This window comes from Sulfitobacter sp. (assembly GCF_039977885.1).
Taxonomy (GTDB): domain Bacteria; phylum Pseudomonadota; class Alphaproteobacteria; order Rhodobacterales; family Rhodobacteraceae; genus Sulfitobacter.
In genome coordinates, this window is record NZ_JBDWCI010000010.1 from 11,822 (window position 1) to 37,073 (window position 25,252).

Sequence of the window (25,252 nt, forward strand, 5' to 3'; positions counted from 1 at the left end):
ATCAAGGGTGCGCTCTGCGGACAGTTTCTAACATGTGAATGCCGCCTATGCCTTGATCCTCCGCCAAAACAGGGCATCTATACCATAACCCTGCCGGAGACTGCCGCGATGCCCTATGCCCAGACTGACAAGAGCGAATTAACAGAAGATTTTCTGGCCAATCCCGCACCCGATGTGCGCAACCGCCCCAAGCTTGAGGGCGGAAAGACATTCGTGCTCGCGACTGAGTTCGAGCCAGCAGGCGATCAACCCACAGCCATCAAAGAGCTGTCAGAGGGCATTCGCCAAGGCGAACGGGATCAGGTTCTGCTGGGGGCCACAGGCACGGGCAAGACCTTTACCATGGCCAAGATGATCGAAGAGACCCAGCGCCCCGCGATTATTCTGGCACCGAATAAAACACTGGCAGCGCAGCTTTATGGTGAGTTCAAAGGCTTCTTTCCCGATAACGCGGTCGAGTATTTCGTCAGCTATTATGACTATTACCAACCCGAAGCATATGTTGCGCGCTCCGACACGTTCATCGAGAAAGAAAGCCAGATTAACGAACAAATCGACCGGATGCGCCACTCGGCCACGCGCGCGCTGTTGGAGCGTGACGATGTGATCATCGTGGCCTCTGTGTCGTGCATCTATGGTATCGGCTCGGTCGAGACTTACGGTGCGATGACGCAGGATTTGAAGGTCGGCAATTCCTATGACCAACGACAAGTGATCGCCGATCTGGTGGCCCAAGCCTACAAACGCAATGACGCCGCCTTTCAACGCGGGTGTTTCCGCGTGCGTGGCGATAGTCTCGAAATTTTTCCAGCCCACTTGGATGACCGCGCATGGCAGCTGTCCTTCTTTGGCGAAGAACTCGAAAGCATTACCGAATTTGATCCGCTCACCGGTGAGAAGACCGGCAAGATGGAGCAAATCCGCGTCTATGCGAACTCCCACTATGTGACGCCCAAACCCACAATGAATCAGGCCGTGATCGGCATCAAGAAAGAGCTGCGGATGCGGCTTGATCAACTTGTTTCCGAAGGCAAGCTGCTCGAAGCGCAGCGGCTGGAGCAGCGCACCAACTTTGATCTCGAAATGCTCGAGGCTACTGGCGTGTGCAACGGCATCGAGAACTACTCGCGCTATCTGACGGGCCGCGCCCCCGGTGAGCCGCCCCCCACCTTGTTTGAGTTCATCCCCGACAATGCCATTGTTTTTGCCGATGAGAGCCACGTGAGCGTGCCGCAAATCGGCGGCATGTATAAGGGTGACTTTAGGCGCAAAATGACACTGGCCGAACACGGCTTTCGCTTGCCGTCTTGCATGGACAACCGCCCCCTCAAGTTCGAGGAATGGGACGCCATGCGCCCGCAATCTGTCTTTGTCTCTGCCACCCCAGCCGCCTGGGAGATGGAGCAGACCGGCGGTGTCTTCACCGAACAGATCATTCGCCCCACCGGCCTGATTGACCCGGTGATCGAGATACGCCCCGTCGAGATGCAGGTCGACGATCTACTTGACGAGGTGCGCAAAGTCTCTGCGAACGGGATGCGCACGCTATGCACCACATTGACCAAACGCATGGCCGAAGACCTGACCGAATACATGCACGAACAAGGTATTCGCGTGCGCTATATGCACAGCGACATTGATACGATCGAGCGGATCGAGATTTTGCGCGATCTGCGCCTTGGAGCCTTTGACGTGCTGATCGGGATCAACCTGCTGCGCGAGGGGCTCGACATCCCTGAATGCGGTCTGGTCGCTATTCTGGACGCGGATAAGGAGGGCTTTTTGCGTTCCGAGACCTCGCTCATTCAGACCATCGGTCGTGCCGCGCGCAACGCTGAAGGCCGGGTCATTATGTACGCCGACCGCATCACCGGCAGCATGGAGCGCGCCATGAGCGAGACCGAGCGCCGCCGCACCAAACAGCTGGCCTATAACGAAGAGCATGGGATCACCCCCATGACGGTAAAGAAGAACGTCGAGGATATTCTGGCCGGTCTCTACAAAGGCGATACCGACCAATCCCGCGTGACGGCAAAGATCGACAATCCACTGGCGGGCGGGAACCTGCAATCGGTACTCGACGGGTTGCGCACGGACATGCGCAAGGCCGCCGAAAACCTCGAGTTCGAAGAGGCCGCGCGCCTGCGCGATGAGGTCAAGCGATTGGAAGCCGTCGACCTTACCATCGCAGATGATCCAATGGCGCGGCAATATGCGGTCGAAAAAGCTGTTGATGATGCCAAAACGAAATCAGGCCGCAGCACAATGGGGCGTGGCGGCATGCGCGGCGGCGTAAAACGGCGCGGTCGCTAAAGCGGTGCGGGTCGCAGTTTTTTCGAAAACGCGACCCGCCCGCCCTGCTCGATGCGTCCGGTAACCAACCTGTCATTGCGCAGCTGCGGGAATTGCGCCCGCCAATCACGGAACCTGTCATTGCTGATGATCTGGCCTTGCGCGATTGTCTCCAATAACAAGATATCCGCAGGCGTCCCCTTGTCGGCGATCACAATGGGGACCAGTTCGGCCAAGGCATCAAGCTGGCACCGCGACATATGCCGACCGATGCTGTGATCGAAATACACGACTGGCGCGAACCGCCGCGCGATCAATGCGCGGGCCACAACCGCGGGCAAATCGCCACGTTTTTGCCCTACCTGCCAGAACAATACATTCGACCCGTCAATGGAAATATGCGTGCGCATCCGACCTCGCTTGCGTTTGGGAATGGAACCATGTGCGGGGCAGCAGGGTTATCTCCTTAACAATGTTTTACAACCTATGGAGAACTACAATGGAATGGAGCATTCTTGGCCTGTTGGTCTTTATCGCTGGTATCTATGCCATCTACCACATCGTGTCTTCCACCGCACCAACAGCACAAAAGGTCATCTGGACCATCGTCGTCGTCGTGTTTCCCATCATCGGCTTTCTTGTATGGCTCTTGGCAGGCCCCCGCAAATCCTCCGCTCCTGTCTAAAACCACCTCGACTGGCGCGGGCGCAGATCCCGCATCACGCCCGCGCTTTGTCAAATTTTCGACACATGAGTAATCGTTTGTTAAGGCGAATTAACCAAGATCACCTGCAGGAGGCCTGCTTAGGTGATCATGAGATTTATTCTGTTCATAGTATTTGCGGCCCTCGCACAAAGCGCGACCGCCGGACCTTGGCTGCGCGAGAAGGGTAAGGGGTTCTTATCCACCTCCGTGACCGGCAACTACTATTTCGACACCACCAGCCAGATTTTCCTTGAATACGGCCTTACCGATAAGACGACAGTCATCGCCGATGTAAGTTTTCTACGCCCACGCTTTGCCGTAGGTGGCGGGAATGCCACCTTATCCATCCGGCGCGCCCTGACCAAGCCCGACGCAACATCGAAATGGGCCTATGAGCTCGGCTTTGGCGCTGGCTGGATCGGAGACGATGTTTTGCCGAACATCCGCACCGCACTCACATGGGGGCGCGGCATAAAATGGGGCGAGAAAAATGGCTGGGCCACAGTAGAGGCTTCAGCTTTATGGGATGTCACATACGCCCAGCACGTCATAAAGCTGGATTCGACGATCGGTATAAATTTCACGGACGTCACCGCCGCTATGCTGCAACTTTACACAGCTCGTTTCGAAAGCGGCTCTATCGCGACGATTGCGCCCTCAATCATTCTCACCCACAAAAAGTCCAAGTTCCGCCTCCAGATCGGTGCTGAAAGCCAGATCGGAAATAGGGAAAATAGCGCAATAAAGCTCAGCCTCTGGAGGGATTTTTGAGGTTAACCCCGGCGCAAACCGCGCCGGGGTCATTAATATCATACGACGTCATTATCCATACGCGCCGTCACGGCAATCTTGCCGCGCACCGGTTCGGACCATACGACATGCACCTGATCGGCATCTGCCCCCTGCTGCGCGCGGACAAACGGGGCGTCATAATTCAAGGCATTTGCCGCATTGCGCACTCCGCCGCGCACAACCACCGCATCCACACTCAGCGCATAAGCCTGAAACGGCAGCCCCGGCCCCGTATCGACAACCCAGGTCTGCGCGTTGCTATTATTCCCGTACTCGATCAGATGGGGGTTCGCGACCGGATTGCTGACACCGTGGAACGAATTACCCTCAAAGCGGACATTGCGCATCCGCGCAAAGTTCAAATCGGCAAAGCTCGTATCGACTCGCTCGGCCCGATCAACATAGCCGTTGATACTGCGGAACCGGTTGCCCGCAACGTTAAGCCCGTTAACGAAATGCCCCTCCCCGTAGGGTTTGATCATAATATAGCTGAAACTTGTGGAGACCTCGCCGGAGAGGAAAATATTACTGGTGATATCCAACGAGCTGAATGAGAAACCACCATTGAACGCGGGGCTGGCGTCACGCTCGTTGGTCCACTCCAACATCGCGTTGTCCACGTAGTTATTGGTAAAGAGAACCGAAGCATAAGCCTCTGCAATCACCACCCCCGCAGACCGGATGCCACCAACCACGGTATCCCCCTGAAAAAAGTGGTTCCCGACAATCAGATGGTTCTGCCCCGACATAACAGCAAAATGGCGGAACCGCTCGGAGCGGCAATTGCGCAGCTTTACGTCATTGGCATTCACGTTCAACGCGATCGACGTACGCTGGGACACAGGTAGATTATTCTCGGACGACAAAAACTGGCACCGCTCGATGAACATCCCCTGACAACCACCGCCCATAGATGTGATCCCGCGATCCTTTGGTGTGGTGATAAAGCAATCCCGCACCGTAAAGATCGCACCGGCATTGGCCAGCATAATGCCACTGCACAGCTCTTGGCATTGGAATTCGATGTTATGCAGTACGAACTTCGAGATAACGCCAAAGCCGCTGAAATCCAGAATATATTTGAAACGCTGGAACACGAAATTCTGCGTGCCGGCGGCATCATAAAGGGGTCCGTTCAACGTCAGTGTGCCCGCGGCAACGTCCTTGCTGCGCACGTAAATCTCGCGCCCGACCCCTGCACCACTCACATGAGAGCCGACAGGGATATTCGCAATATTTGCCACATTGGTCAGCGTGCGCGGATCGTCGGGATCATAGGTCGCGCGCGCAGTGACCGAAATCGTGTCCCAATCTCCGCCTGTCAGCGCAATTAACTGTCCATTGTGGATCGCGCGGCGTGTTTCATATCTTGTCCGGTCCGGCACAGCAGCCTGCAGGTCAACAGGCCCGGTCAGCCCAACCTTACGGCCACACAGATCCAGAGATTCGTGATCAGAGTTATTCAGCAACGCCTGAAACGCCTTGCGAAAGGCCAGCTCCTCATTCTCGAATGCCTCGATATAGTTGCTAAGGTCAAAGTTGCGGCGCAGCAGCAAAACCGCCTCTGTTGGCATACTTACTGAACCCACAAACTTCACCGGCGTATCGAATGTTACATTCCCGCCCAGATAAAACACCCCTTCGGGCACCAGAACCGTCTGTCCGCCTGCCGCAGCATTTGCTGCTGCAAAGGCCGCTGTATCATCCGTAGAGCCATCCCCGATCGCGCCAAAATCGCGCACATCCACCGTGGCCAGAACATCACCAAAAAACAGGGAAGAGGCATCGGTGATCTCGATGTCGTCCACACGCACAATGCCGCCGTTCTGCCCGATCAGATCAATACCGAAATGCCCATAGGTCGCCGTCGGGCCCCAGACCATGTCCACACCGTCCCGATTCCCGATCCCGACGATTGCACTTACCTCAACAACCTCACCGTACGAAGTCAGCGCCACAGTTTCCCCTGTCGTCACCACACCCGGGATCGCATTGCCACCGGACTGCGCCGCAAAGGCCGCAATCCGAACAGAGGGGAGGTTTCCACTTATCGCTTTGATCCGGGCCTTAACCTCAATGTAGCACCCAGGCTCAATCGGCGTCTGCCCAGTATAGCGCAACCTCTGGGTACTTGCGGTCTTGAGAATTTCGATTGCCCCACCAAAGTCCTGATCCGCAGGTACAAATGCCGCATTCCCCGAAGATGCATAGGTTGGCGAACCTGCCGTGCCATCGGTTGTTGAATAGGCCCCAAGCCCCTCGGAATAGGGGGCGGGGGTGAGTATTGCCGTGGTCATAAATATCCCTTTCGCGCTTCTCCGGCGCAGCTGCCGGACGGGGAAAAGGAAATACCAATGCAGAATTAAGAGCGGACTATAGCACCGTCACGATGAGCGTTGCCCGCGCACCGCGCAAAGCTCCGGTCGCGCTTGACCTGACCCATAGATTACTGGCCCTCCCCTGTCTCACTTCGATCAAGCAAGACAGGGCAAAGACCGGTGAATCAATCAGCCAGCAACTTGCCCGCCAGCGCGTCGTCGATCAACGCAATTGTCTCATCCACGCCGTACAGCGCGATGAACCCACCAAAACGCGGGCCCTGTGATGCCCCCAAAAGCACCTCATAAAGTGCGGTGAACCAATCGCGCAGCGGATCAAACCGATCACGCCCACAGGCGAACACCTCGGATTGTAGCGCCTCGGCATCTAGCCCGCCTTCCCAGACAGCCAAACGACCGCGCAGGTCTTCCAATGCTTCACGCTCCAGATCGCTGGGCGCGCGGAACACTTTGGCAGGCTTCACAAAATCATTGAAATATCGCACCGCATAGCCAGCTGCTGCATCCATGCCGGGATTGTTTTCCGGCGTCGCCTCGGGCGCATAACGCTGGATAAAGCCCCACAATTGCGCCTTATCCTCGGCCGAAGATACAGACGCGAGGTTCAGCAACATCGAGAACGGCACAACCATATCCGACTTGGGCACATCGCCACCGTGGATATGCCAAACGGGGTTGTTCAACCGGCCCTTGGCATCCTGCGTCTCATAGGCGCGCAGCTGTTGGTGGTATTCGTCTACAGCCTTGGGGATCACATCGAAATACATCCGCTTTGCCGTCTTCGGCTTGAGATACATGAAATACGACAGCGATTCCGCGCTGGCATATGTCAGCCATTCATCAATGGTCAGGCCGTTGCCGGATGTTTTGGAAATCTTGTGCCCGTCCTGATCAAGGAACAGCTCATAGGTGAAATGCTCGGGCGCACGCGCCCCAAGGATGCGGCAAATCTTGTCGTAGATGGGCGTATTGGTCGAATGGTCCTTGCCGTACATCTCGAAATCCACACCCAGCGCGGCCCAGCGCGCGCCAAAGTCCGGCTTCCACTGAAGCTTGACGTTGCCACCGGTCACCGGCAGCGTCATTTCCTTGCCATGCTCATCGTCAAACGTGATCGTGCCATTCTTGGCATCCACCGACTTCATCGGCACATACATCACGCGACCCGTCTCGGGATGGATTGGCAAAAAGATCGAATAGGTCTGACGACGCTCTTCGCGCAGCGATGCCAGCATGACTTCCATGATCTCGTCGTATTTCTCAACTGCGCGCAGCAGAATTTCGTCGAAATGCCCCTGCCCGTAGAACTCGGTCGCGGAATAGAATTCGTACTGGAACCCGAAAGTATCCAGAAAACGGCGCAGCATGGCGTTGTTATGATGGCCAAAGCTTTCATGCGTGCCATACGGGTCCGGCACAGATGTGAGCGGCCGCTGCAAGTGTTCTTCCAATGCCGCAGGGTCCGGCACATTGCCCGGGACCTTGCGCATCCCGTCCAGGTCGTCCGAAAAACAGATCAGGCGCGTGGGAATATCGCTGATTTCTTCAAACGCGCGGCGGATCATCGTCGTGCGCGCCACCTCGCCAAAGGTCCCGATATGCGGCAGCCCCGAGGGACCATAGCCGGTTTCGAACAAAACATAGCCCTTTTCGGGGGCTTTCCCCTGATAGCGTTTCAGCAACCGGCGTGCTTCTTCAAAAGGCCACGCTTTGCTCTGCATTGCTGCATCCCGCATCTCAGACATATCAAACTTCCCGAAAAATCATCTGCGCACTATCGCGCCTATCCGGCTTCATCTATTGCGCAAGGCCCATGCCGTCAATATTCTGTCGCCTAACACTACTACCCAAAGGAATGCCACCATGTCCGACGACCCCTCCCTCGCCCTCAGCGCACAAGACTGTCTGGTCGCCGTTATGGTCGCAATTTCAGCATCTGATGGGGACATCGGCACGACCGAGCTGATCAAAATTCAGGCCTCGGTGAACCTGCTGCCCGTTTTTGCCGATTTCGACAACGACCGCATCAAAACCGTCAGCCGCATGGTTTTTGACCTGTTCGAACTTGAAGACGGGCTTGATGCCTTGTTCGGCCTTGTCAAAGAAGCACTGCCAGACCGGTTGAATGAAACCGCCTATGCGCTGGCCTGTGATGTGGCCGCCGCCGACGGCATGCTCGAGGAAACCGAACTGCGCCTGCTCGAAGAAATCCGCTATGAGCTGAACATCGACCGGCTTCACGCCGCAGCGATCGAGCGCGGCGCACGCGCGCGCCACCTGACCTAAGCGCCGTAAAGCACGCCCCAGCGTTCAATCAGCTGTTGTTGCATCACCTTCGCCCGCCGGTTCCAGCTTCGACCGCCGGGCGGCCTTTCCCGCTCTGCGCGGCTGAGCGTCGCGCGGATATCCGTATCAGCAGCAAAAATCGCAAACGCTTTTTCGGTCCCGTCCGGTCCCGTCATATACCCCGCCAACGCCGAGACAAAATTCAACGTGCCCGTCTTGGCATCCACCTTCACAGGGTGATCTTTGATCACACGGCGGTTTTCATCCAGCATCGCAATCGGCTTGAGAATATCGCGTAGCCCTTGGCCCCGCACCTTCACCAATGCCGTAACCATATCATCTGCCGTGATACGGCTGTCGTCTCCCAGCCCCGAATGATCCACCAAGGCAACACTGCGCATCCCAAGCGCATCTTTCGTCCAACGGTTCATCAGCGCTGCTGACGCCTTCAAACTATTGGCACGACCGCCGCGCGCCTTTGTGGCAGCAAGCCCCATCATCTCTGCCGTCAGATTTGTCGACCATTTGAGCATATCGCGCAAAATACGGCGCAAATCCGGGCTCTCGTGAGTGACCAGCACCTCACCTGCAGGCAATGCTGCAACCATTTGCGGCTTGCCAAGGCGGATACCGTTCGATCCTGCAAGGCTCTGGAACACTTCGCCCGCATAGAGCCCCGGTTTGCGCACCGGCAACCAACGCGAACCACTGCCCCCCAGCGCGCCGCGCGCAACTGTCCATGCATCCACACCGCCGCGGTTTTCGTACGTATAGACCGGAGCAGAACGATCGCGGATCTGCATCACCGCCATCTGCACAGCGGGGCGGTATTTATCCGTGCGTCCTTCCATCGTGACTGTGTATTTCCCGCTCACCCGCCGCCATTCGAAATGCACACGGTTGTAGTTGAGCGCGAGCGCGGAAACACCGGGGTTATAGCCCACCTGATCCGGCTGCTTGGCGTCGATACGGTCAATTACAGGTATGGCAGCCTCATAAACCTTAAAGCCCCCGCGCACCCCGATAATGCCTGCCGCCTTCAAATTGGCCGCCATGGAGGCCAATCCATCCGTGCTTAGCGTCGGGTCAGCGCCGCCCACCAATACCAAGTCCCCCAGAATCTCACCATCCGCGACACCGCCTGTGGCCAACAGCTGTGTTTTAAACCGGTGATCCGGCCCCAGCGCATCCAAAGCATAAAGCGCGGTGATAGCCTTGGCGACACTTGCGGGCGGGCGGGCGACATCGCCCTCCAATGTCTCAAGCTTTGCACCTGTGGCCGTGTCTGCCACTGTAAACGACACTTTGCCCGTAAGCTGCGCCTGCTGCGTGATTTCATCAACGCCGCGCACTGCACGCTTGAAAAAATCCTCCCCGCGCAGCACAGGTCGCAAAGACGTGCTTGGCGGTTCCGCCTGCGCAGCACCCGCTCCGAAAACGGCAAAAGCCGTCGATGTGCCAAGCAGGCCCCGTCTGGAGATTTTATGTGTCATAGCCAAGACGTACCCCAAGAAGCAACAAGCCTACAAGCACCCTTCAAATCACATTTGCGAGCAGGCAGATCTGTGATAGCGACACCATATGCAGCGCGCTGTCTTGATCATGTTTCTGGCGATGTCACTTATCCCCGCAGGCGACAGCGCCGGAAAACTGCTGTCAGGCAGCTATGGTATCGACCCGATCTTTATCTCGTGGTCGCGTTTTGTGTTGGGTACATTGCTCATCCTCCCCTTCATGCCGCGCGGGGAATGGGCGCTACTACGCAATTGGCGCATCTGGGTGCGCGCAGCCGTACTTGCCTGCGGCATTTCCTCGATCCAGATAGCCTTGCAAACAGAAGAAATCGCAACAGTCTTTGCGGCTTTCTTTATCGGCCCCCTGATCAGCTATGTGCTGGCGGTGATTTTCCTGCGCGAACCCGTCAGTCTTTTGCGCTCAATGCTGGTGCTTGCCGGATTTACCGGCGTGCTGGTGGTTGTACGCCCGGGCGCAGACATGAGCATTGGCGTACTTTGGGCCGTTGCAGCGGGGTGTTTCTATGGCGTCTTCCTGACAATGTCGCGCTGGCTCGGCTCGCTTGGTTCCCCCAAAGGAATGATCGTAGTCCAGCTGCTGATCGCGGGAGTGCTGCTCGCACCATTTGGCCTCGCCCAAATCCCCAAAGTCACCGCCCCCATCGCCCTGCTCACCACGGTCTCCGCATTGTGTTCCATGCTGGGAAATCTACTGCTGCTTTACGCTTACAGGTTAGCCCCCGCCACACGGCTGGCACCTTTGGTATATTTTCAGCTCGTCGCCGCGGTTGCACTTGGCTGGTATATCTTCGGCGACCTGCCCGATCTGTGGACATGGACAGGCCTTGCCATCATCCTCGGTGCTGGTCTGGGATCAGCCCGCCTGCGGTGACCACGCCCCCGCCGCGCGTATCGCCGAAGAAGACACATCCATCATCGGCACATTCACAAAACACCACGCAGGAGCCTCTGCCCGCGCTAATGCACCACTATGCCGTCCGGCGATCCGGTAGGAACCATAGAGCGACGCCGCCCGGCTCATCCGCGCTGAAATCCGCTCGCCCGGTCGGGCCAAAACACCAACAGGCACCGTCTGCATGATCTGCTTCCAATCCTGCCAAAGATGGAATTGCGCAAGGTTATCAGCCCCCATAAGCCATACAAAACGCTGTGCAGGGTACAGCCGCCGCAAAGCCGCGATTGTCTGCGCCGTATACCGCGTGCCCAAACGCGCCTCTATTCCTGTGATCTTGACCCTTGGATGCTCCATCACAGCGCGCGCTTGCGCGATACGGGCAGCCATCGGCGCGGGCCCGTGGGATTTCAACGGATTTCCCGGGCTGACCAGCCACCATAGCTGATCAAGGCCGAACCGCTTGATCGCCTCGCGTGTAATATGCACGTGCCCTGCGTGGGCAGGATCAAATGACCCACCCAGCAGGCCGATCACCTGACCGGGTGCCGCATAAGGAATATCGTACCGCAAGAGCTGCTCTATCCTCCCGTGCTAACCGTCCACATAGAATGTCCCACGGGGTCAGTCAGCCTGTGCTCGTTTTAACTAGTTTAGCGCACCCGCTCGACACGCCTAATCCTGTCGGGAAACGCATCGCTGAGTTCATCATATACTGTCGAAAGGTCCGGCAAACGCTCCAGCGGATAATTTGCCCGCAACAACCAGAACCCGTCATCCTCCGCATCCAAGGGGCGCAACGTGCCGCCCGGAAAGGCGCGCGTGCGAAGCGTTAGCACGATATCGGACAAGACCGCAGGGTTTTGCCGGAAATACGAGTGGCTGTTTGTCCGTCCAGCCCCCTGCACCCGAATAAAGAATACCAACCCCTCTTTGGCCAATCGCCTGACGTCATCGCTTGTAAATGTGTCTCCAGCCAATGTTCCGATGCGCCCCGACTTGGTTACAAAAGACGACAGCTTCAACGCTCTGTCATCGGGGTTCACGTAAATGCTGACCTGCTCGAAAGCCTCTGAAAACCGCTCGGCCAGCAATCTCTGGCGCACAATCCCTGTGTCCAAATCAGCCGCAGCAAGGATCAGTGTACCTGTCTTCATCCCAAGCTTCGGCGGCACGCCACGCCCGCGCTGAAAGATGATCATTTCGCGTAGCGCCTGCGTAATCACATCCGTGCCCCGTGAATGGGCCACGATATCGATGCTTTCAACTTCGGGCATCTCCGCCAATGTCCGCAAGAATTCCTTGGCGTGAAAGACGCTGAAATCTCCTGCCGCGCGGTCGCGAAAATATCCCAGCGGGCCGCGATTGCCTGCGGGCCACGAAAAAGCCAAAGGAATGCTTTGCCGCCCCGCAAAATGCCAGATATTGGCAAGCGCCGTTACCGAATCTTCGAAATTATTGGCAATCCCGTGGGCGTAGACCAGAATACGGCGATTTCCCGTGCGTGCAATTTCCGCCCGTATCCGCGCCTGAAATGCACGCCGCCCCTCTTCATAGCTTTGCTCCGCCGCAGGCAGCACCCGCAGCCCGCCATCGCGGCGCTCGTCAGGAAGCGGCAACGCATCAAAGGACACCTGCTCATGCACCCCCATCAGGCTCAGATTACTGATCCGGCCACGCCGGTCCACATGGGTCCGTTCAATAAGATCGGGCCAGTCCCGCGCGCCAAAACGCACCTTGGCAGCCCCAAAGACCATCGCATCCGAACGGGTCGCGCTATAGCCGACAACCTCGCCGCCCTCACGCACGGCTTCGCGGTCCGTGATATAAAGGATCTGTGGCTCTACGCTACGCAGGGCCAAAGGCACCTCATTTACAGGATAATTCGTCCCCTCGGAATAGAGGTTCGGCGGCGCAGCAAGCTCGATGCCTACAGCACATCCCGCAAGCGCCAGCGCAATCGAGGCCCATAGTAATCTTCTCATGTCGCCTACTGTACTCCCTTGCGGCGTTGATCTTGCCTCCAGTGCCCGATATTGCAAAGTAAATCGAGACATTCATGAGGAGCACATCATGGCCGCCTATCAATACGTCTATCACATGCAAGGGGTTTCTAAAACCTATCCAGGTGGCAAAAAATGTTTTGAAAACATCCACCTCAATTTTCTTCCCGGCGTCAAAATCGGTGTTGTCGGCGTCAACGGCGCGGGTAAATCCACCCTGATGAAAATCATGGCCGGGATAGACAAAGACTATACCGGCGAAGCCTGGGTCGCCGAAGGCGCGCGCGTTGGCTACCTGCCGCAGGAGCCAAAGCTCGACGAAAGCCTGACAGTGCGTGAAAACGTGATGCTGGGTGTGGCAGCTAAAAAAGCCATTCTGGATCGCTATAACGAACTGGCGATGAACTATTCCGATGAGACCGCCGACGAGATGGCCGCCCTGCAGGACCAGATCGACGCCGAAAACCTTTGGGACCTCGACAGCCAGATCGACGTCTCCATGGAAGCGCTGCGCTGCCCTCCGGATGATGCGGATATCGCCAACCTGTCGGGCGGTGAAGCCCGCCGTGTCGCATTGTGCAAACTGCTGCTCGAAGCGCCTGACATGCTGCTGCTTGACGAACCGACCAACCACCTCGACGCCGAAACGATCGCATGGTTGCAACAGCACCTGATTGATTACAAAGGCACAATCCTGATCGTCACCCACGACCGTTATTTCCTGGATGACATTACCACATGGATTCTCGAACTCGACCGTGGTCGCGGCATTCCAAATGAGGGCAACTATTCCGACTGGCTGGAAGCAAAAGCAAAACGTCTGGCCCAAGAATCGCGCGAAGATAAATCCCGCCAGAAAACGCTTGAGCGCGAACTTGACTGGATGCGCCAAGGGGCCAAAGCCCGCCAGTCGAAATCCAAGGCGCGGATCAAATCCTACAACGAACTGGCCGAACAGTCCGAACGCGAAAAGCTGGCAACAGCCCAGATCGTTATCCCCAATGGCCAACGCCTCGGTTCCAAGGTGATCGACGTAGAGGGGCTGACCAAGGCAATGGGTGACAAACTGTTGGTGGAGAACCTCGAATTCTCGCTGCCACCCGGCGGGATCGTTGGCGTCATCGGCCCCAACGGCGCAGGTAAATCGACCCTGTTCAAAATGTTGACCGGTCAGGAACAGCCCGATTCAGGCACGGTTGAAGTCGGCAACACTGTACAGCTGTCCTACGTCGACCAATCACGCGACGACCTAAACCCCGAAGACAACGTCTGGCAGGCCATCACCGGCGGTGCCGAGCTGATCCAACTGGGCGATGCCGAAGTGAACTCCCGCGCCTATTGCTCGTCGTTCAACTTCAAAGGCGGCGACCAGCAGAAAAAAGTCGGCCTGCTGTCAGGTGGTGAACGTAACCGTGTGCACATGGCCCGCCTGCTGAAATCTGGCGGCAACGTGCTGCTGCTCGATGAACCTACAAACGATCTGGACGTGGAAACTCTGCGTGCGCTCGAAGACGCGCTTGTGGATTTCGCGGGCTGCGCCGTGGTCATCTCTCACGACCGCTTCTTCCTTGACCGGATCTGCACCCACATCCTTGCCTTTGAAGGCGAAGCCCATGTGGAATGGTTCGAGGGGAACTTTGAAGACTACGAAGAAGATAAAAAGCGCCGCCTTGGTGCCGATGCGCTCGAGCCAAAGCGCCTCAAGCACAAGAAATTCGTGCGCTAAATATCTTTCGCATCCATAAAAACAGCAAAAAGGGCACTCTATCGGTGCCCTTTTTCACATCTAATCAGTGCTTCAGGGATCAAACCCCAGCAATGCGCAAAGAAAGCCGCTTGAACAATCCGTCAACTTCGTAAGGATCAGCCTGCACCGTCAGCTCTGCACGGCGCTGGAAATCACGCATCTTATCGGCCACAGCCTTCCCCGTCCAAAGAGGTGGCCCGGCCAGACGCTCCACCGTTAGCGTCAAAGGAACCCCCTGCCCCGTTACAAAACTGTCCCAACTATCCGCAAGCGCCGCGTTCGTCATGCTGGCGACCTGTGCGGGAAAGACCTCGGCATGGGCATGTGCCACGGCGACAAACGCACCGCGACCGGCATAGGCAAAACGGATGTTGTCGGTATCAATCACTTCCGACAAGGCCCGACCAACCGCATTAATGCCCGCGCGGAATTGGGCAGGTCTGCTCCCACGGAAAAACCCCAGCGCATTGTCGACCTGCACCGTAAACAGCGCCACCTCATTGAGAGAGTCCGCACGCCGCAGCATTTCGTTCTCAAGCACGTAGAACCCTTTAACGCCCGGACCGGACAGCAGATCAAACCGCTCGTCAAACGATACTTCGCTCATCCGGTCCAACTGCTCGACTGCGGCTTCATTCATCTTTTCACGCTGACGGCTATCGTTCAGCATCGCGGCAAGATTGATCCGTGTCGCCAATTCCAGCGTATCAAAGGGCTTGCTGACAAAATCCGTTGCCCCTGCCTCAAACGCGCGCGCCATCATGTCACGCGCACGGCTGGCCGTGATCATCAACACAGGCGTTGCACGGTAGCATTCGAATTGCCGCAGGCGTTTGCATACTTCGATCCCGCTGGTCCCGGGCAGCATCACATCCAACAGAAAAATATCGAAAGGCCGCTCTACAACCTCGATCAGCTCAAGCGCATCCTCGGCCGTTGTTGCAAAGGTGATGTCATCAAAGCCGTTTTTTTCCAACGAACGGCCCAAAAGGTCCAGGATCACCGGATCATCATCTACTGCTAAAATTCGCATCAGCCCACTACCCTAACTACATCAAAATTGCCTGCCATCGTTGGTGCAAACAAATGCAGGCGATTCTACGGCAGACCTGAGGCGCGAGGGCGGCGGGCCATCAAAATTTGAGGGAAACAGGCTATATTCGGTTGCTCACCGGTGTATTTCGCCAGCCTCAAGCGCAATTTTCGGAAAAACACCATGGTTCAGAGAATCGGGTCTCCCCAGCGCCGCGCGCATACCGCAAAGGCCCCTCCGCAACATCAGCTCCCTCAGTGGTACGCAGGTCAAGCGCAGGCCGGGGTGCCCATAGTTCCCCCTTCCCTGCCCCCTAGCGACACCACCAAAGGAATCGCAAACCAAGCGAGCCTCAATTCCCGCAACCTAGCGCCGCAATGCAAGATCCGTGCAGGCACCGCCCCGCGCCGATCCGAACTCCATCCACCGGATCACCTATTGATTCACCATATTAATCAGCGCCCTAAGGAATTAGGCAACACAACCCAAGCGGTTAGAGACCACAGGCAGTTCTCTGCCAAATGGCTGGTTGATACTTGAAATTTGAGCATCCTTATGCAATATATTGGCGTGCAAACGTTATCTATATCCAGACCACTGTCTCCGCTTTCGCGTTCAGTCTCTCGATTACAGACCGACCAAGCCGGGCCATCGCACACTGCGGATGGCATACACACTAGGAGACGACGGATGGCTACTGGCACCGTAAAATGGTTCAACACAACAAAAGGCTTCGGCTTTATCGCACCCGATGGCGGCAGCAAAGATGTATTCGTACACATCTCCGCTGTTGAGCGCGCAGGCCTGACCGGTCTGGCCGACAACCAGAAAGTGACCTTCGACATCGAAGCTGGCCGTGACGGCCGCGAATCCGCGACAAACATCGCGCTCGCATAAATCTCGTGATTGGACCGCAAAGGCGGCACCCAATTGATGAGTAACATACAATTGACCGGCCTTTCTTCAACGATTGGCCGGTTTTTTGATGTCTAGACTTGATAACAAAAGCAGTTTTGCTCCATTAATGCTGAAACTGCTGACAAAGGAATAATTCCATGCGCCGCCGTACTTTCATCGCCAGCACAGCCGCTGCAACCGCCTTTCCACAGCTTGCTTCTGCCCAAGTTGCAGCATTTGATCCTACCCCCCAAGAGGTTCGCATCAGAAAAAGCTATGCGGTTGGCGAATTGCTGGTCCTGCCCCGCACCTATTACCTGTATTTCGTCACCGCCCCCGGCATCGCCCGCCGTTATGGTGTAGGCGTCGGCAAAGCAGGTCTTGAGTTCACCGGAACCGCCACAATCGACGTGAAAAAAGAATGGCCCACATGGCGCCCGACCAACGAAATGATCGAACGCGACCCTCAAGCCTACTCACGCTTTATCGGAAACACCGACGCCCAGCCCGGCGGCCCCGGTAACCCGCTTGGCGCACGCGCGCTCTACCTGTTCCAAAACGGTGTGGACACATATTACCGTATCCACGGCACCACACAGCCAAGCTCGATCGGGCAATCCGTATCCAGCGGCTGTATCCGCATGCTGAACGGCCATGTAGAAGACCTGTACGCACGCGTGCCAATCGGCACCAAAGTGACGGTTCTGTAAGCCAGGTGCCAAAGCAGCGTTAATTTTAAAGGGCTGGTGTTCCCACCAGCCCTTTTTTCTTTTCCATCTGCTGCTCGAAATCGGATTACCCCCAACAAAGCCACAGCACGCAAAAGGCCGGCCACAACGGACCGGCCTTCGCTCATTATTAGTCGCCAGATTTACTTCAGCGCTTTATCCGTGATCACGCTGGTCCAAGCACCCTCGGGCTGCTTTGAGATCACCGGATCGGAACCACCTGCCAGCAGCGTATCAACCGTGCGCTGAAAATCCGCTTCCAACAATGCGCCGGTAGAGCCCTCTGTAAGCTTGGCCACCTCTGTCATCATCCGCACCTGCGCGGCCTCTGATTGCGCACCTGTTTCATCATTCTCGATGATGATCGCACCGGCTTCTTCGACATGCTCTTCGGCATAGGCCCAACCCTTCATCGAGGCGCGCACAAACCGCACCATTTTGTCGACAAATACCGGATCATCCAAATTGTCTTCGAGAACATAGATGCCATCTTCCAATGTCGCGACGCCCTGATCTTCGTATTTGAACGTCACCAATTCGTCGGGGCTTACCCCCGCATCCAGCACCTGACCGTATTCGTTATAGGTCATCGTCGAAATACAATCTGCCTGACGCTGCAACAGCGGATCCACGTTGAAGCCCTGCTTGAGCACCGTCACGCCGTCCTCACCACCATCCGTGCTAATGCCTTCCTTGCTCATCCACGCGAGGAAAGGGTATTCATTGCCAAAGAACCACACGCCGATGGTCTTGCCTTTGAAATCCTGCACCCCGGTGATGCCGGTATCTTTCCAGCAGGTCAGCATCAGACCCGACTTTTTGAACGGCTGCGCGATGTTCACAACCGGCAGACCCTTTTCACGCGCGGCCAGCGCGGAGGGCATCCAGTTCAGCATCGCATCCGCGCCGCCACCGGCCAGAACCTGAGGCGGGGCAATGTCAGGGCCACCGGGCAGGATTGTCACGTCCAAACCTTCTTCCTCGAAAAACCCCTGCTCTTGCGCCACATAATAGCCCGCAAATTGCGATTGTGTGACCCACTGCAATTGCAGCCTCACCTCATCCGGATCGGTTTCAGCAGCAACAGGTACACCCGTCATTGTTGCAGCGCATGCCGCTGCCATCATAAATTTCTTCATCTTTCGACCTCCAAGTCGGTTGGTTGGTAGGGTGCCCCGCTTGTGCGGGGTCGTGGTTATCTCTGTGACGGGTGCCAAAAGGTGACCCGTTTTTCGATCCATGTCATAACGCCGTAAAACGCGCTGCCAGCCAAAGCGGCCACAACAATCTCGGCCCAGACCATGTCCAGCGCAAGCTGCCCAAAGCTGGTCGATATCCGAAAGCCCATGCCGACCGTAGGTGAGCCGAAAAATTCAGCAACAATGGCCCCGATCAACGCCAAGGTGGTGCCAATTTTCAAACCGTTAAAGATGAACGGCATCGCCGCTGGCAGGCGTAGCTTGAACAGGCTCGCCCAATATCCCGCCGCATAGGTCCGCATCAGGTCCCGCTGAATTCCGCTGGTGTCCTTTAGCCCCGCCACCGTGTTCACGAGGATCGGAAAGAACACCATCACGGCCACCACCGCCGCTTTGGATTCCCATCCGCTGCCCAGCCATTTCACCAAAATCGGCGCTGTGCCGACGATCGGCAAAGCCGCCATAAAACCGCCCACGGGCAGAATCCCACGGGTCAAAAACTCGGACCGGTCGGCCAGAACAGCCACTGCAAATGCAGCGATCATGCCAATGACATAGCCACTCAACGCCCCCTTCAGAACCGTCTGGTTAAAGTCGGCCCACAATGTTGGCCCTTCCTGAAAAAGACGTGCAATGACATCCGAAGGAGCCGGCAAGATCACGGGGTTCACCCCGAAGCCGCGCACCATCAACTCCCAGACAATGATAATTGTCAGGCCGAATATTGTAGGGATCACGATCTTGACCAATCCCACATCGCCCGCGGCACCATTGGCCAGCCGCACATTCAACCACCATCCGGCGGCCCAGATCACACATGCCAGAACCACATACATCATGTCGCTGCCATCCCCATACGGCGCAGCGTCAACCGCTCAATCGCGCTGAAAATCCCCACCAGCGCCGCCGCTGTCAAAGCCGCGGCAAACAGCGCTGCCCAGCTGACCAAAGGTTGCCCATATTGATCACCCACCAACATGCGCGCGCCAAACCCTGCCCGCGCGCCGGTCGGCAGCTCGGCCACAATCGTGCCCACCAATGACGCCGATATCCCGATCTTGAGCGAGGCAAAAAGATAAGGCGCAGAAGCAGGCAACCGCAGCGCCCAGAACCCCTGCGCGCTCGACGCGTTATAGGTACGCAACAGATCAAGCTGCATCGCCGACGGGCTACGCAGCCCTTTGACCATGCCAACAACCACCGGAAAAAACGACAGATAGGCCGCGATCAGGGATTTGGGGAAAAGCCCCTGTATCCCCATCGACCCCAACACCACAATCACCATCGGAGCCAGTGCCAGAATGGGAATCGTCTGGCTCACAATCGCCCATGGCATGACCGAGCGGTCCATCACGCGGCTATAGTCAATCCCCACCGCCAGCAGAATGCCCAACCCCGTGCCAATCACAAACCCCAACAACGTCGGCGCAAGCGTCACCCAACCGTGATACACCAACGAGCGTTTTGACGTGATCTTGGTGCCGAAAATGGTCTTGCCCATCTCTCCCGCCACCTGTTGCGGGCTGGGCAGGCGTGGCCGCGCAAAACCATAGGTCAGCGGGATTAAAGCAGAGTTGCGTATCGCCAGCCCCGTACCGCTCAACGCCTGCCGCTCGGCAGGTGTCTCGGGCTGTACCACCTGGCCATCCCGCTGCGCCTGATCCGCCACCAGATGCATGTTCATTGGTATGACCGCCAGCATCCAGATGCCAAAGATCACCGCAACCACCGTCACAATAGGCAAAACCGACTTCACTCCAACGCTCCACCGCTCAGGGAAAGGGGGCATTGTAAGGCACACAGATCAGTCATCCGCATGCCCTGCCCGCAATCCTTCACGCACGCGATGCGCAATCTCCAAAAACTCCGGCGTCTCACGTATTTCCAGCGGCCGCTCCCGCGGTAGCGGGCTCTCGATCACATCGGTAATCCGCCCCGGCCTCGGGCTCATCACCACGATCTTGGTGCTCAGATACACCGCCTCGGGAATCGAATGTGTGACAAAGGCAATCGTCTTTCCTGTCCTGTCCCACAGTCTGAGCAGCTGCTCGTTCAGATGATCCCGCACAATCTCGTCCAACGCGCCAAAGGGCTCATCCATCAGCAGCAGATCGGCATCAAACGCCAACGCCCGCGCGATGCTCGCCCGTTGCTGCATCCCGCCTGACAACTGCCAAGGGAACTTTTTCTCGAACCCGCCAAGCTCCACCAGCTCCAACACCCGCGCCACGCGCTCGGCCTGCTCTGCTTTGGGAACCCCCATGATCTCCAACGGCAACCTGATATTGCCGCCAATCGTGCGCCACGGATACAAGCCCGCCGCCTGAAAGACATAGCCATAGGCACGCGCTTCCCGCGCCGCGCGGGGCGACACCCCATTCACGGTGATCTCGCCGCCCGTGGGCTGCTCCAAATCCGCCATCACCCGCAGGAACGTCGTCTTCCCGCAACCCGAAGGCCCGATAAAGCTGACAAAATCACCTTCATTAATGTCGAGGTTCACACCTCTAAGCGCATGCACAGGGCCGTCATTCGTCGGAAACGTAAGGTCAAGATTCTGGGCGGAAATAACAGGCAATTCAGACCTCATGTCTCAAAACGCAAAGCAAAAAGTAACGCAAGACCTCAAATCCCCGCCGGAATATTGAGCGGATCGCGCTTGATCATCTTGGGCGCGTTCAACTCTTTCCACTTGCTCAACGCCATATTCGGAGCCCCAAAAGCTGGCCGCGGCACAAACCGCCCGCGCCCTGGATTAGGCTGCGAATTCTGCCCCCACGCCCAAATCACTTCACCACGGCTGAGCGTAAATCGGCTCTGCGCGCGCACCTCGAACCCCTCAAACACGTTGTAATCCAACACCGAATGGTGGTTCGCTGTCGAGATCGTCTTGGTGATTTTCGGATCCCACACCACGATATCCGCATCGGCCCCTTCAACCAGCGCCCCCTTGCGCGGATAGATGTTCAAGATCTTCGCCACGTTGGTCGATGTCGCAGCAACGAATTCGTTCATCGTCAAACGCCCCGTCTCTACCCCTTCGGTCCACAGAACGGCCAGCCGCTCCTCCAATCCGTTCGAACCGTTCGGGATGATCCGGAAATCATCCTTGCCTGCGCGCTTTTGCTCGGTGCTGAAGGCGGCATGATCCGTCGCCACCACCTGCAAAGACCCCGACTGCAAACCCGCCCACAGGCTGTCCTGATGATCTTTGGAGCGGAACGGCGGCGACATCACCCGCCGCGCCGCGTGGTCCCAATCCTTGTTGAAATACTCGCTCTCATCCAAGGTCAAAAACTGAATGAGCGGCTCGCCATACACCCGCATCCCCTTTTGCCGCGCACGGCGAATGGCTTCATGGGTCTGCTCACAGGACACATGCACGATGTACAAAGGCACGCCCGCCGTATCGGCAATTGTGATCGCACGGTTGGCCGCTTCGCCCTCCAATTCAGGCGGGCGCGAATAGGCATGGCCCTCAGGGCCCGTGATCCCCTGATCAAAATACTTCTGCTGCAACTCCGCCACCAGATCGCCGTTCTCGGCATGCACCATCGGCAGTGCACCCAACTCCGCACAGCGCTTGAACGAGGCGAACATCTCGTCGTCCTCGATCATCAACGCACCCTTATAGGCCATGAAGTGCTTGAACGAGTTCACCCCCATATCCACAGCGTCTTTCATCTCGTTAAAGACATTCTCGTTCCAGCCGGTGATCGCCATATGATACCCAACGTCCGAGCAAATCTGCGGCGCGCTTTTGCGGTGCCATTCATTGATCGCGTTCTTGATCGAACCATCTGCGCCGGGCAGGCAAAAATCCACAATCATCGTGGTCCCGCCACAGGCCGCCGCCCATGTGCCACTCTCGAACGTTTCCGCCGCAGTGGTCCCCATGAATGGCATTTCCAAATGCGTATGCGGATCAATTCCGCCAGGGATTACATAGGCACCTTCGGCATCAATATATTCGTCCCCCTTCAGGTCCTCCCCGATCCGGGCAATCGTCTCACCCTCGATCAGAATATCCGCCTTCCACGTCCGGTCTGCCGTGACCACCGTGCCGCCTTTGATTACCTTGCTCATGTCCATCTTCCCCTATTTCTTCTAGCCATAAATACTCCGGGGTCTGGGGCTGGCCCCAGTCTGCACCGGAATGACAAACACTGGCCTATCCGGCGATCTGCGCTGTCTCCACGACCGCATGCAGCAACACATCGGCCCCCGCCATGGCCCATTCCTTGGTGATTGCCTCCGCTTCATTATGGCTCAACCCGTCCACACAAGGGCACATCACCATCGCCGTCGGGGCCACGCGGTTGATCCAGCAGGCATCATGCCCAGCGCCCGAGATCAAATCCATGTGGCTGTATCCCAACCGTTCCGCCGCATTGCGAACCGCCGTGACACAATCCGCATCAAAGGCAACCGGATCAAAACCGCCGACCTTTTCGAATTCAATCTCCAGCCCCATATCGTCGGCAACCTTTTGCCCCTCGACCCGCAGCCGCGCCTCCATGTCCTCGATCACGTGCAACTCGGGCGACCGGAAATCCACCGTAAAGACGACCTTGCCGGGGATCACATTCCGTGAGTTCGGAAAAACATCAATATGGCCGGCCGCGCCCACCGCATGGGGTGCATGGGACCATGCAATCTCGTCCACCTTATCCAGAACACGCGCCATACCAAGGCCCGCGTTCTTGCGCATCGGCATCGGCGTCGATCCCGTATGGCTGTCCTTGCCGGTCACCGTCACCTGGGTCCAGCTGAGCCCCTGACCATGGGTGACCACGCCAATATCTTTTCCTTCGGCCTCCAGAATGGGCCCCTGCTCGATGTGCAGCTCGAAAAACGCATGCATCTTGCGCGCACCGACTTCTTCTTCGCCGCGCCACCCAATACGCTTGAGTTCATCCCCAAAGGATTTGCCCTCTGCATCCACACGGCTATACGCCCAGTCTTGCGTATGGATGCCTGCAAACACCCCCGACGACAGCATCGCAGGCGCATAGCGCGTGCCTTCTTCATTGGTAAAATTGGTCACCACAATCGGGTGCTTTGTCTGGATACCCAGATCATTCATCGTACGCAGAATTTCCAACCCGCCCAACACACCCAGAATACCGTCATATTTCCCGCCCGTCGGCTGGGTATCCAGATGCGATCCCACATAGACCGGCAACGCATCGGGGTCGGTGCCCTCACGGCGGGCGAACATATTGCCCATCTGGTCCAATCCCATCGTGCATCCCGCAGCTTCACACCAGCTTTGGAACAACGCGCGCCCTTCGGCATCCTCGTCGGTCAGGGTTTGGCGATTGTTGCCGCCCGCTACACCGGGGCCAACTTTTGCCATTTCCTCCAAAGAGTCCCACAAACGGTCAGGGTTGATTTTAAGGTTTTGTCCGGGCGCTGGCATCGGCTCGCTCCTGTCTGCAAAGGAGGAACGCTCTACTTTGGCGCTCCTAAATTTTACCAATTGGTAAAGCGACGATTGCGCCTCCCTTCCTGTCTGTCAAGAACTGCATTAGAAACTAGCACAGGACGCTTTATATTCTGCCTATTTTCCAAGCACACCGCGGAGGCTACATTGACCACACCCCCTGAAAAAAAGCCCAGCCGCATTCAGATGCGCAACCGCCGCCTGATTCTCGACTCCGCTCTCGAAGTCTTCTCACGCGACGGATTTGGCGGCGCGACCCTCGACAGCATTGCCAGCGGCGCAGGGTTAAGCAAACCGAACGTCCTGTATTACTTCGGTGGTAAAACAGAAATCTACATCACCCTGCTCAGCCAGCTCCTCGAGACATGGCTCGACCCGCTGATCGAACTCGACCCCGATGGCGACCCCGTGAGCGAACTTTTGGCATATGTGCAGCGCAAGCTGGATATGTCGCTGGACCTGCCCGCCGAAAGCAAATTATTCGCCGTGGAAATGCTACAGGGCGCGCCGCGCATGGGCACCTATCTTGTTAATGATCTCAAACCCTTGTTCGATGAGAAATGCGCCATCATTCAAGATTGGGTAGACACAGGCCGCATTGCTCCGGTTGATCCTGCACATCTGATCTTTACCCTTTGGTCTACCACACAGCATTACGCCGATTTCGGCGCACAGGTGAGCGTCCTTCTGGATCACGAAAATCCGGCAGCGCGGGCCTCGTCACACCTTGAACAAATGTTCCGCCGTTTGCTGGAACCGCAGGCAGGCCAACCGTTAACCAAATCGCAGGATTCAGCGCCGGATTAACCTTTCATTAGGACCCCATCCGCCATCTTTTCATCGGGTGGCGGGCTTTCTTTTGAATAGAAGGAAGCAGACTATGGCATATACGATGCCTGTAAATCTGATGACAAGCGCGGCACCATCGACTGCTGCGCAATCAAACCTGAATAGCATTGCCAGCATCAATGCCCAAACTTCGGTCCAACCCGCTGCGGCCAGCTCTGGCAGCCAAAGCGCGGCAAGTGACCAGAACGCCGGCGGGCAAGCCAGCAGCCAGCAACAGGCCCTTACTTATAGACGCGCTACCATAACGCGCAGCGCTTTAAACACGGCAGAGCCGCAATCTGTCGTCACAGCACAAAGCACCACAGCGGCACAGCAAACACTCAAAAGCCGCGAAACGAGCCCCGTGCTCGAAAAAGCAATGGTAGAAGCGCTTGCTGCGACCCAACCCGAGGCCCAAACAGAGCGTATCGACAAGCTCGACCGCTATGCCCCGCCTGATCCCCTCCCCACGGCACCGGTGCTCAAGGATAAACCGATCACACCAGTGCCGCCTGCGGAGAATTGATAT

At 57.0% G+C, this 25,252-nt stretch carries 23 protein-coding genes; 10 read left to right on the forward strand and 13 right to left on the reverse strand.

Translation table 11 applies throughout. The features are described from left to right. Nucleotides 1-108: 108 nt before the first annotated feature. Nucleotides 109-2,313: an excinuclease ABC subunit UvrB gene (uvrB, locus tag ABJM03_RS07710; RefSeq protein WP_348416827.1), complete on the forward strand. Its 2,205-nt coding sequence runs from the start codon at nucleotides 109-111 to the stop codon at nucleotides 2,311-2,313. Here uvrB and ABJM03_RS07715 read toward each other — a convergent pair. After that, nucleotides 2,310-2,702, reverse strand: coding sequence for a hypothetical protein (locus tag ABJM03_RS07715; protein WP_348416828.1), 393 nt, complete (start codon nucleotides 2,700-2,702; stop codon nucleotides 2,310-2,312). The genes uvrB and ABJM03_RS07715 overlap by 4 nt on opposite strands. Before the next feature lie 89 nt (nucleotides 2,703-2,791). Here ABJM03_RS07715 and ABJM03_RS07720 point away from each other — a divergent pair, with 89 nt between their 5' ends. Further along, nucleotides 2,792-2,977: a PLDc N-terminal domain-containing protein gene (locus ABJM03_RS07720; RefSeq protein ID WP_348416829.1), complete on the forward strand. Its 186-nt coding sequence runs from the start codon at nucleotides 2,792-2,794 to the stop codon at nucleotides 2,975-2,977. Between the two features lie 129 nt (nucleotides 2,978-3,106). Beyond that, entirely contained in the window at nucleotides 3,107-3,769 is a 663-nt protein-coding gene (locus ABJM03_RS07725; RefSeq protein ID WP_348416830.1) for a hypothetical protein, read from the forward strand. Between the two features lie 38 nt (nucleotides 3,770-3,807). Here the strand turns inward: ABJM03_RS07725 and ABJM03_RS07730 are convergent, their stop codons facing one another. Next, the gene (locus ABJM03_RS07730) at nucleotides 3,808-6,087 is read right to left on the reverse strand and encodes a glycosyl hydrolase family 28-related protein (protein ID WP_348416831.1); all 2,280 of its coding nucleotides are present in this window, start codon (nucleotides 6,085-6,087) and stop codon (nucleotides 3,808-3,810) included. Between the two features lie 206 nt (nucleotides 6,088-6,293). Further along, nucleotides 6,294-7,874: a lysine--tRNA ligase gene (locus ABJM03_RS07735; protein ID WP_348416832.1), complete on the reverse strand. Its 1,581-nt coding sequence runs from the start codon at nucleotides 7,872-7,874 to the stop codon at nucleotides 6,294-6,296. Nucleotides 7,875-7,992: 118 nt separating this feature from the next. Here ABJM03_RS07735 and ABJM03_RS07740 point away from each other — a divergent pair, with 118 nt between their 5' ends. Next, nucleotides 7,993-8,415, forward strand: coding sequence for a tellurite resistance TerB family protein (locus ABJM03_RS07740; RefSeq protein WP_348416833.1), 423 nt, complete (start codon nucleotides 7,993-7,995; stop codon nucleotides 8,413-8,415). Here ABJM03_RS07740 and dacB read toward each other — a convergent pair. Beyond that, nucleotides 8,412-9,908 (reverse strand): D-alanyl-D-alanine carboxypeptidase/D-alanyl-D-alanine-endopeptidase, encoded by a 1,497-nt coding sequence (dacB, locus tag ABJM03_RS07745; protein ID WP_348416834.1) that lies wholly within the window; start codon nucleotides 9,906-9,908, stop codon nucleotides 8,412-8,414. The two genes, ABJM03_RS07740 and dacB, sit on opposite strands and share 4 nt — an antisense overlap. 88 nt (nucleotides 9,909-9,996) lie before the next feature. Here dacB and ABJM03_RS07750 point away from each other — a divergent pair, with 88 nt between their 5' ends. Next, nucleotides 9,997-10,821, forward strand: coding sequence for a DMT family transporter (locus ABJM03_RS07750; protein WP_348416835.1), 825 nt, complete (start codon nucleotides 9,997-9,999; stop codon nucleotides 10,819-10,821). Here the strand turns inward: ABJM03_RS07750 and ABJM03_RS07755 are convergent. Next, on the reverse strand, nucleotides 10,804-11,415 hold the full coding sequence (locus ABJM03_RS07755; RefSeq protein WP_348416836.1) for a nicotinate-nucleotide adenylyltransferase: 612 nt from the start codon (nucleotides 11,413-11,415) through the stop codon (nucleotides 10,804-10,806). The two genes, ABJM03_RS07750 and ABJM03_RS07755, sit on opposite strands and share 18 nt — an antisense overlap. A gap of 80 nt (nucleotides 11,416-11,495) precedes the next feature. Then, nucleotides 11,496-12,827, reverse strand: coding sequence for an alpha/beta hydrolase (locus tag ABJM03_RS07760; RefSeq protein ID WP_348416837.1), 1,332 nt, complete (start codon nucleotides 12,825-12,827; stop codon nucleotides 11,496-11,498). Nucleotides 12,828-12,915: 88 nt separating this feature from the next. Between ABJM03_RS07760 and ettA the strand changes: the two genes are divergently transcribed. Then, nucleotides 12,916-14,571: an energy-dependent translational throttle protein EttA gene (gene ettA / locus ABJM03_RS07765; RefSeq protein ID WP_348416838.1), complete on the forward strand. Its 1,656-nt coding sequence runs from the start codon at nucleotides 12,916-12,918 to the stop codon at nucleotides 14,569-14,571. Between the two features lie 79 nt (nucleotides 14,572-14,650). Here the strand turns inward: ettA and ABJM03_RS07770 are convergent, their stop codons facing one another. Further along, entirely contained in the window at nucleotides 14,651-15,625 is a 975-nt protein-coding gene (locus tag ABJM03_RS07770; protein WP_348416839.1) for a response regulator, read from the reverse strand. Between the two features lie 690 nt (nucleotides 15,626-16,315). Between ABJM03_RS07770 and ABJM03_RS07775 the strand changes: the two genes are divergently transcribed. Together ABJM03_RS07775 and ABJM03_RS07780 are read left to right on the forward strand one after the other, a co-directional pair. Beyond that, nucleotides 16,316-16,522 (forward strand): cold-shock protein, encoded by a 207-nt coding sequence (locus ABJM03_RS07775; protein WP_007117950.1) that lies wholly within the window; start codon nucleotides 16,316-16,318, stop codon nucleotides 16,520-16,522. A gap of 158 nt (nucleotides 16,523-16,680) precedes the next feature. After that, a complete protein-coding gene (locus ABJM03_RS07780) occupies nucleotides 16,681-17,232 on the forward strand; it encodes a L,D-transpeptidase (protein WP_348416840.1) in 552 nt (183 codons plus the stop codon). A gap of 161 nt (nucleotides 17,233-17,393) precedes the next feature. On the opposite strand, the gene ABJM03_RS07785 is transcribed toward ABJM03_RS07780, so the two are convergent. The 6 genes from ABJM03_RS07785 to ABJM03_RS07810 form a co-directional block, all read right to left on the reverse strand. Continuing rightward, nucleotides 17,394-18,389: an ABC transporter substrate-binding protein gene (locus ABJM03_RS07785; RefSeq protein WP_348416841.1), complete on the reverse strand. Its 996-nt coding sequence runs from the start codon at nucleotides 18,387-18,389 to the stop codon at nucleotides 17,394-17,396. Between the two features lie 56 nt (nucleotides 18,390-18,445). Then, nucleotides 18,446-19,288 carry an ABC transporter permease gene (locus ABJM03_RS07790; protein WP_348416842.1) on the reverse strand — a complete coding sequence of 281 codons (843 nt, stop codon included), beginning with the start codon at nucleotides 19,286-19,288 and terminating at the stop codon, nucleotides 18,446-18,448. After that, nucleotides 19,285-20,205 (reverse strand): ABC transporter permease subunit, encoded by a 921-nt coding sequence (locus ABJM03_RS07795; protein ID WP_348416843.1) that lies wholly within the window; start codon nucleotides 20,203-20,205, stop codon nucleotides 19,285-19,287. Before ABJM03_RS07795 ends, ABJM03_RS07790 begins: the two co-directional genes overlap by 4 nt. Nucleotides 20,206-20,253: 48 nt before the next feature. After that, on the reverse strand, nucleotides 20,254-21,027 hold the full coding sequence (locus tag ABJM03_RS07800; RefSeq protein ID WP_348416844.1) for an ABC transporter ATP-binding protein: 774 nt from the start codon (nucleotides 21,025-21,027) through the stop codon (nucleotides 20,254-20,256). A gap of 47 nt (nucleotides 21,028-21,074) precedes the next feature. Further along, nucleotides 21,075-22,535 carry a dihydropyrimidinase gene (gene hydA / locus ABJM03_RS07805; RefSeq protein WP_348416845.1) on the reverse strand — a complete coding sequence of 487 codons (1,461 nt, stop codon included), beginning with the start codon at nucleotides 22,533-22,535 and terminating at the stop codon, nucleotides 21,075-21,077. Between the two features lie 85 nt (nucleotides 22,536-22,620). After that, on the reverse strand, nucleotides 22,621-23,871 hold the full coding sequence (locus tag ABJM03_RS07810; protein ID WP_348416846.1) for a Zn-dependent hydrolase: 1,251 nt from the start codon (nucleotides 23,869-23,871) through the stop codon (nucleotides 22,621-22,623). Between the two features lie 210 nt (nucleotides 23,872-24,081). Between ABJM03_RS07810 and ABJM03_RS07815 the strand changes: the two genes are divergently transcribed. Together ABJM03_RS07815 and ABJM03_RS07820 are read left to right on the forward strand one after the other, a co-directional pair. Further along, on the forward strand, nucleotides 24,082-24,702 hold the full coding sequence (locus ABJM03_RS07815) for a TetR family transcriptional regulator C-terminal domain-containing protein (protein ID WP_348416940.1): 621 nt from the start codon (nucleotides 24,082-24,084) through the stop codon (nucleotides 24,700-24,702). 73 nt (nucleotides 24,703-24,775) lie between these two features. Continuing rightward, entirely contained in the window at nucleotides 24,776-25,249 is a 474-nt protein-coding gene (locus ABJM03_RS07820; RefSeq protein ID WP_348416847.1) for a hypothetical protein, read from the forward strand. Nucleotides 25,250-25,252: the final 3 nt, after the last annotated feature.

Coding starts and splice junctions, on each gene's coding strand:
- uvrB (WP_348416827.1), top strand. CDS start 109: ATGCCCTATGCCCAGACTGACAAGAGCGAATTAACAGAAGATTTTCTG.
- ABJM03_RS07715 (WP_348416828.1), bottom strand. CDS start 2,702: ATGCGCACGCATATTTCCATTGACGGGTCGAATGTATTGTTCTGGCAG.
- ABJM03_RS07720 (WP_348416829.1), top strand. CDS start 2,792: ATGGAATGGAGCATTCTTGGCCTGTTGGTCTTTATCGCTGGTATCTAT.
- ABJM03_RS07725 (WP_348416830.1), top strand. CDS start 3,107: ATGAGATTTATTCTGTTCATAGTATTTGCGGCCCTCGCACAAAGCGCG.
- ABJM03_RS07730 (WP_348416831.1), bottom strand. CDS start 6,087: ATGACCACGGCAATACTCACCCCCGCCCCCTATTCCGAGGGGCTTGGG.
- ABJM03_RS07735 (WP_348416832.1), bottom strand. CDS start 7,874: ATGTCTGAGATGCGGGATGCAGCAATGCAGAGCAAAGCGTGGCCTTTT.
- ABJM03_RS07740 (WP_348416833.1), top strand. CDS start 7,993: ATGTCCGACGACCCCTCCCTCGCCCTCAGCGCACAAGACTGTCTGGTC.
- dacB (WP_348416834.1), bottom strand. CDS start 9,908: ATGACACATAAAATCTCCAGACGGGGCCTGCTTGGCACATCGACGGCT.
- ABJM03_RS07750 (WP_348416835.1), top strand. CDS start 9,997: ATGCAGCGCGCTGTCTTGATCATGTTTCTGGCGATGTCACTTATCCCC.
- ABJM03_RS07760 (WP_348416837.1), bottom strand. CDS start 12,827: ATGAGAAGATTACTATGGGCCTCGATTGCGCTGGCGCTTGCGGGATGT.
- ettA (WP_348416838.1), top strand. CDS start 12,916: ATGGCCGCCTATCAATACGTCTATCACATGCAAGGGGTTTCTAAAACC.
- ABJM03_RS07770 (WP_348416839.1), bottom strand. CDS start 15,625: ATGCGAATTTTAGCAGTAGATGATGATCCGGTGATCCTGGACCTTTTG.
- ABJM03_RS07775 (WP_007117950.1), top strand. CDS start 16,316: ATGGCTACTGGCACCGTAAAATGGTTCAACACAACAAAAGGCTTCGGC.
- ABJM03_RS07780 (WP_348416840.1), top strand. CDS start 16,681: ATGCGCCGCCGTACTTTCATCGCCAGCACAGCCGCTGCAACCGCCTTT.
- ABJM03_RS07785 (WP_348416841.1), bottom strand. CDS start 18,389: ATGAAGAAATTTATGATGGCAGCGGCATGCGCTGCAACAATGACGGGT.
- ABJM03_RS07790 (WP_348416842.1), bottom strand. CDS start 19,288: ATGATGTATGTGGTTCTGGCATGTGTGATCTGGGCCGCCGGATGGTGG.
- hydA (WP_348416845.1), bottom strand. CDS start 22,535: ATGAGCAAGGTAATCAAAGGCGGCACGGTGGTCACGGCAGACCGGACG.
- ABJM03_RS07810 (WP_348416846.1), bottom strand. CDS start 23,871: ATGCCAGCGCCCGGACAAAACCTTAAAATCAACCCTGACCGTTTGTGG.
- ABJM03_RS07815 (WP_348416940.1), top strand. CDS start 24,082: ATGCGCAACCGCCGCCTGATTCTCGACTCCGCTCTCGAAGTCTTCTCA.
- ABJM03_RS07820 (WP_348416847.1), top strand. CDS start 24,776: ATGGCATATACGATGCCTGTAAATCTGATGACAAGCGCGGCACCATCG.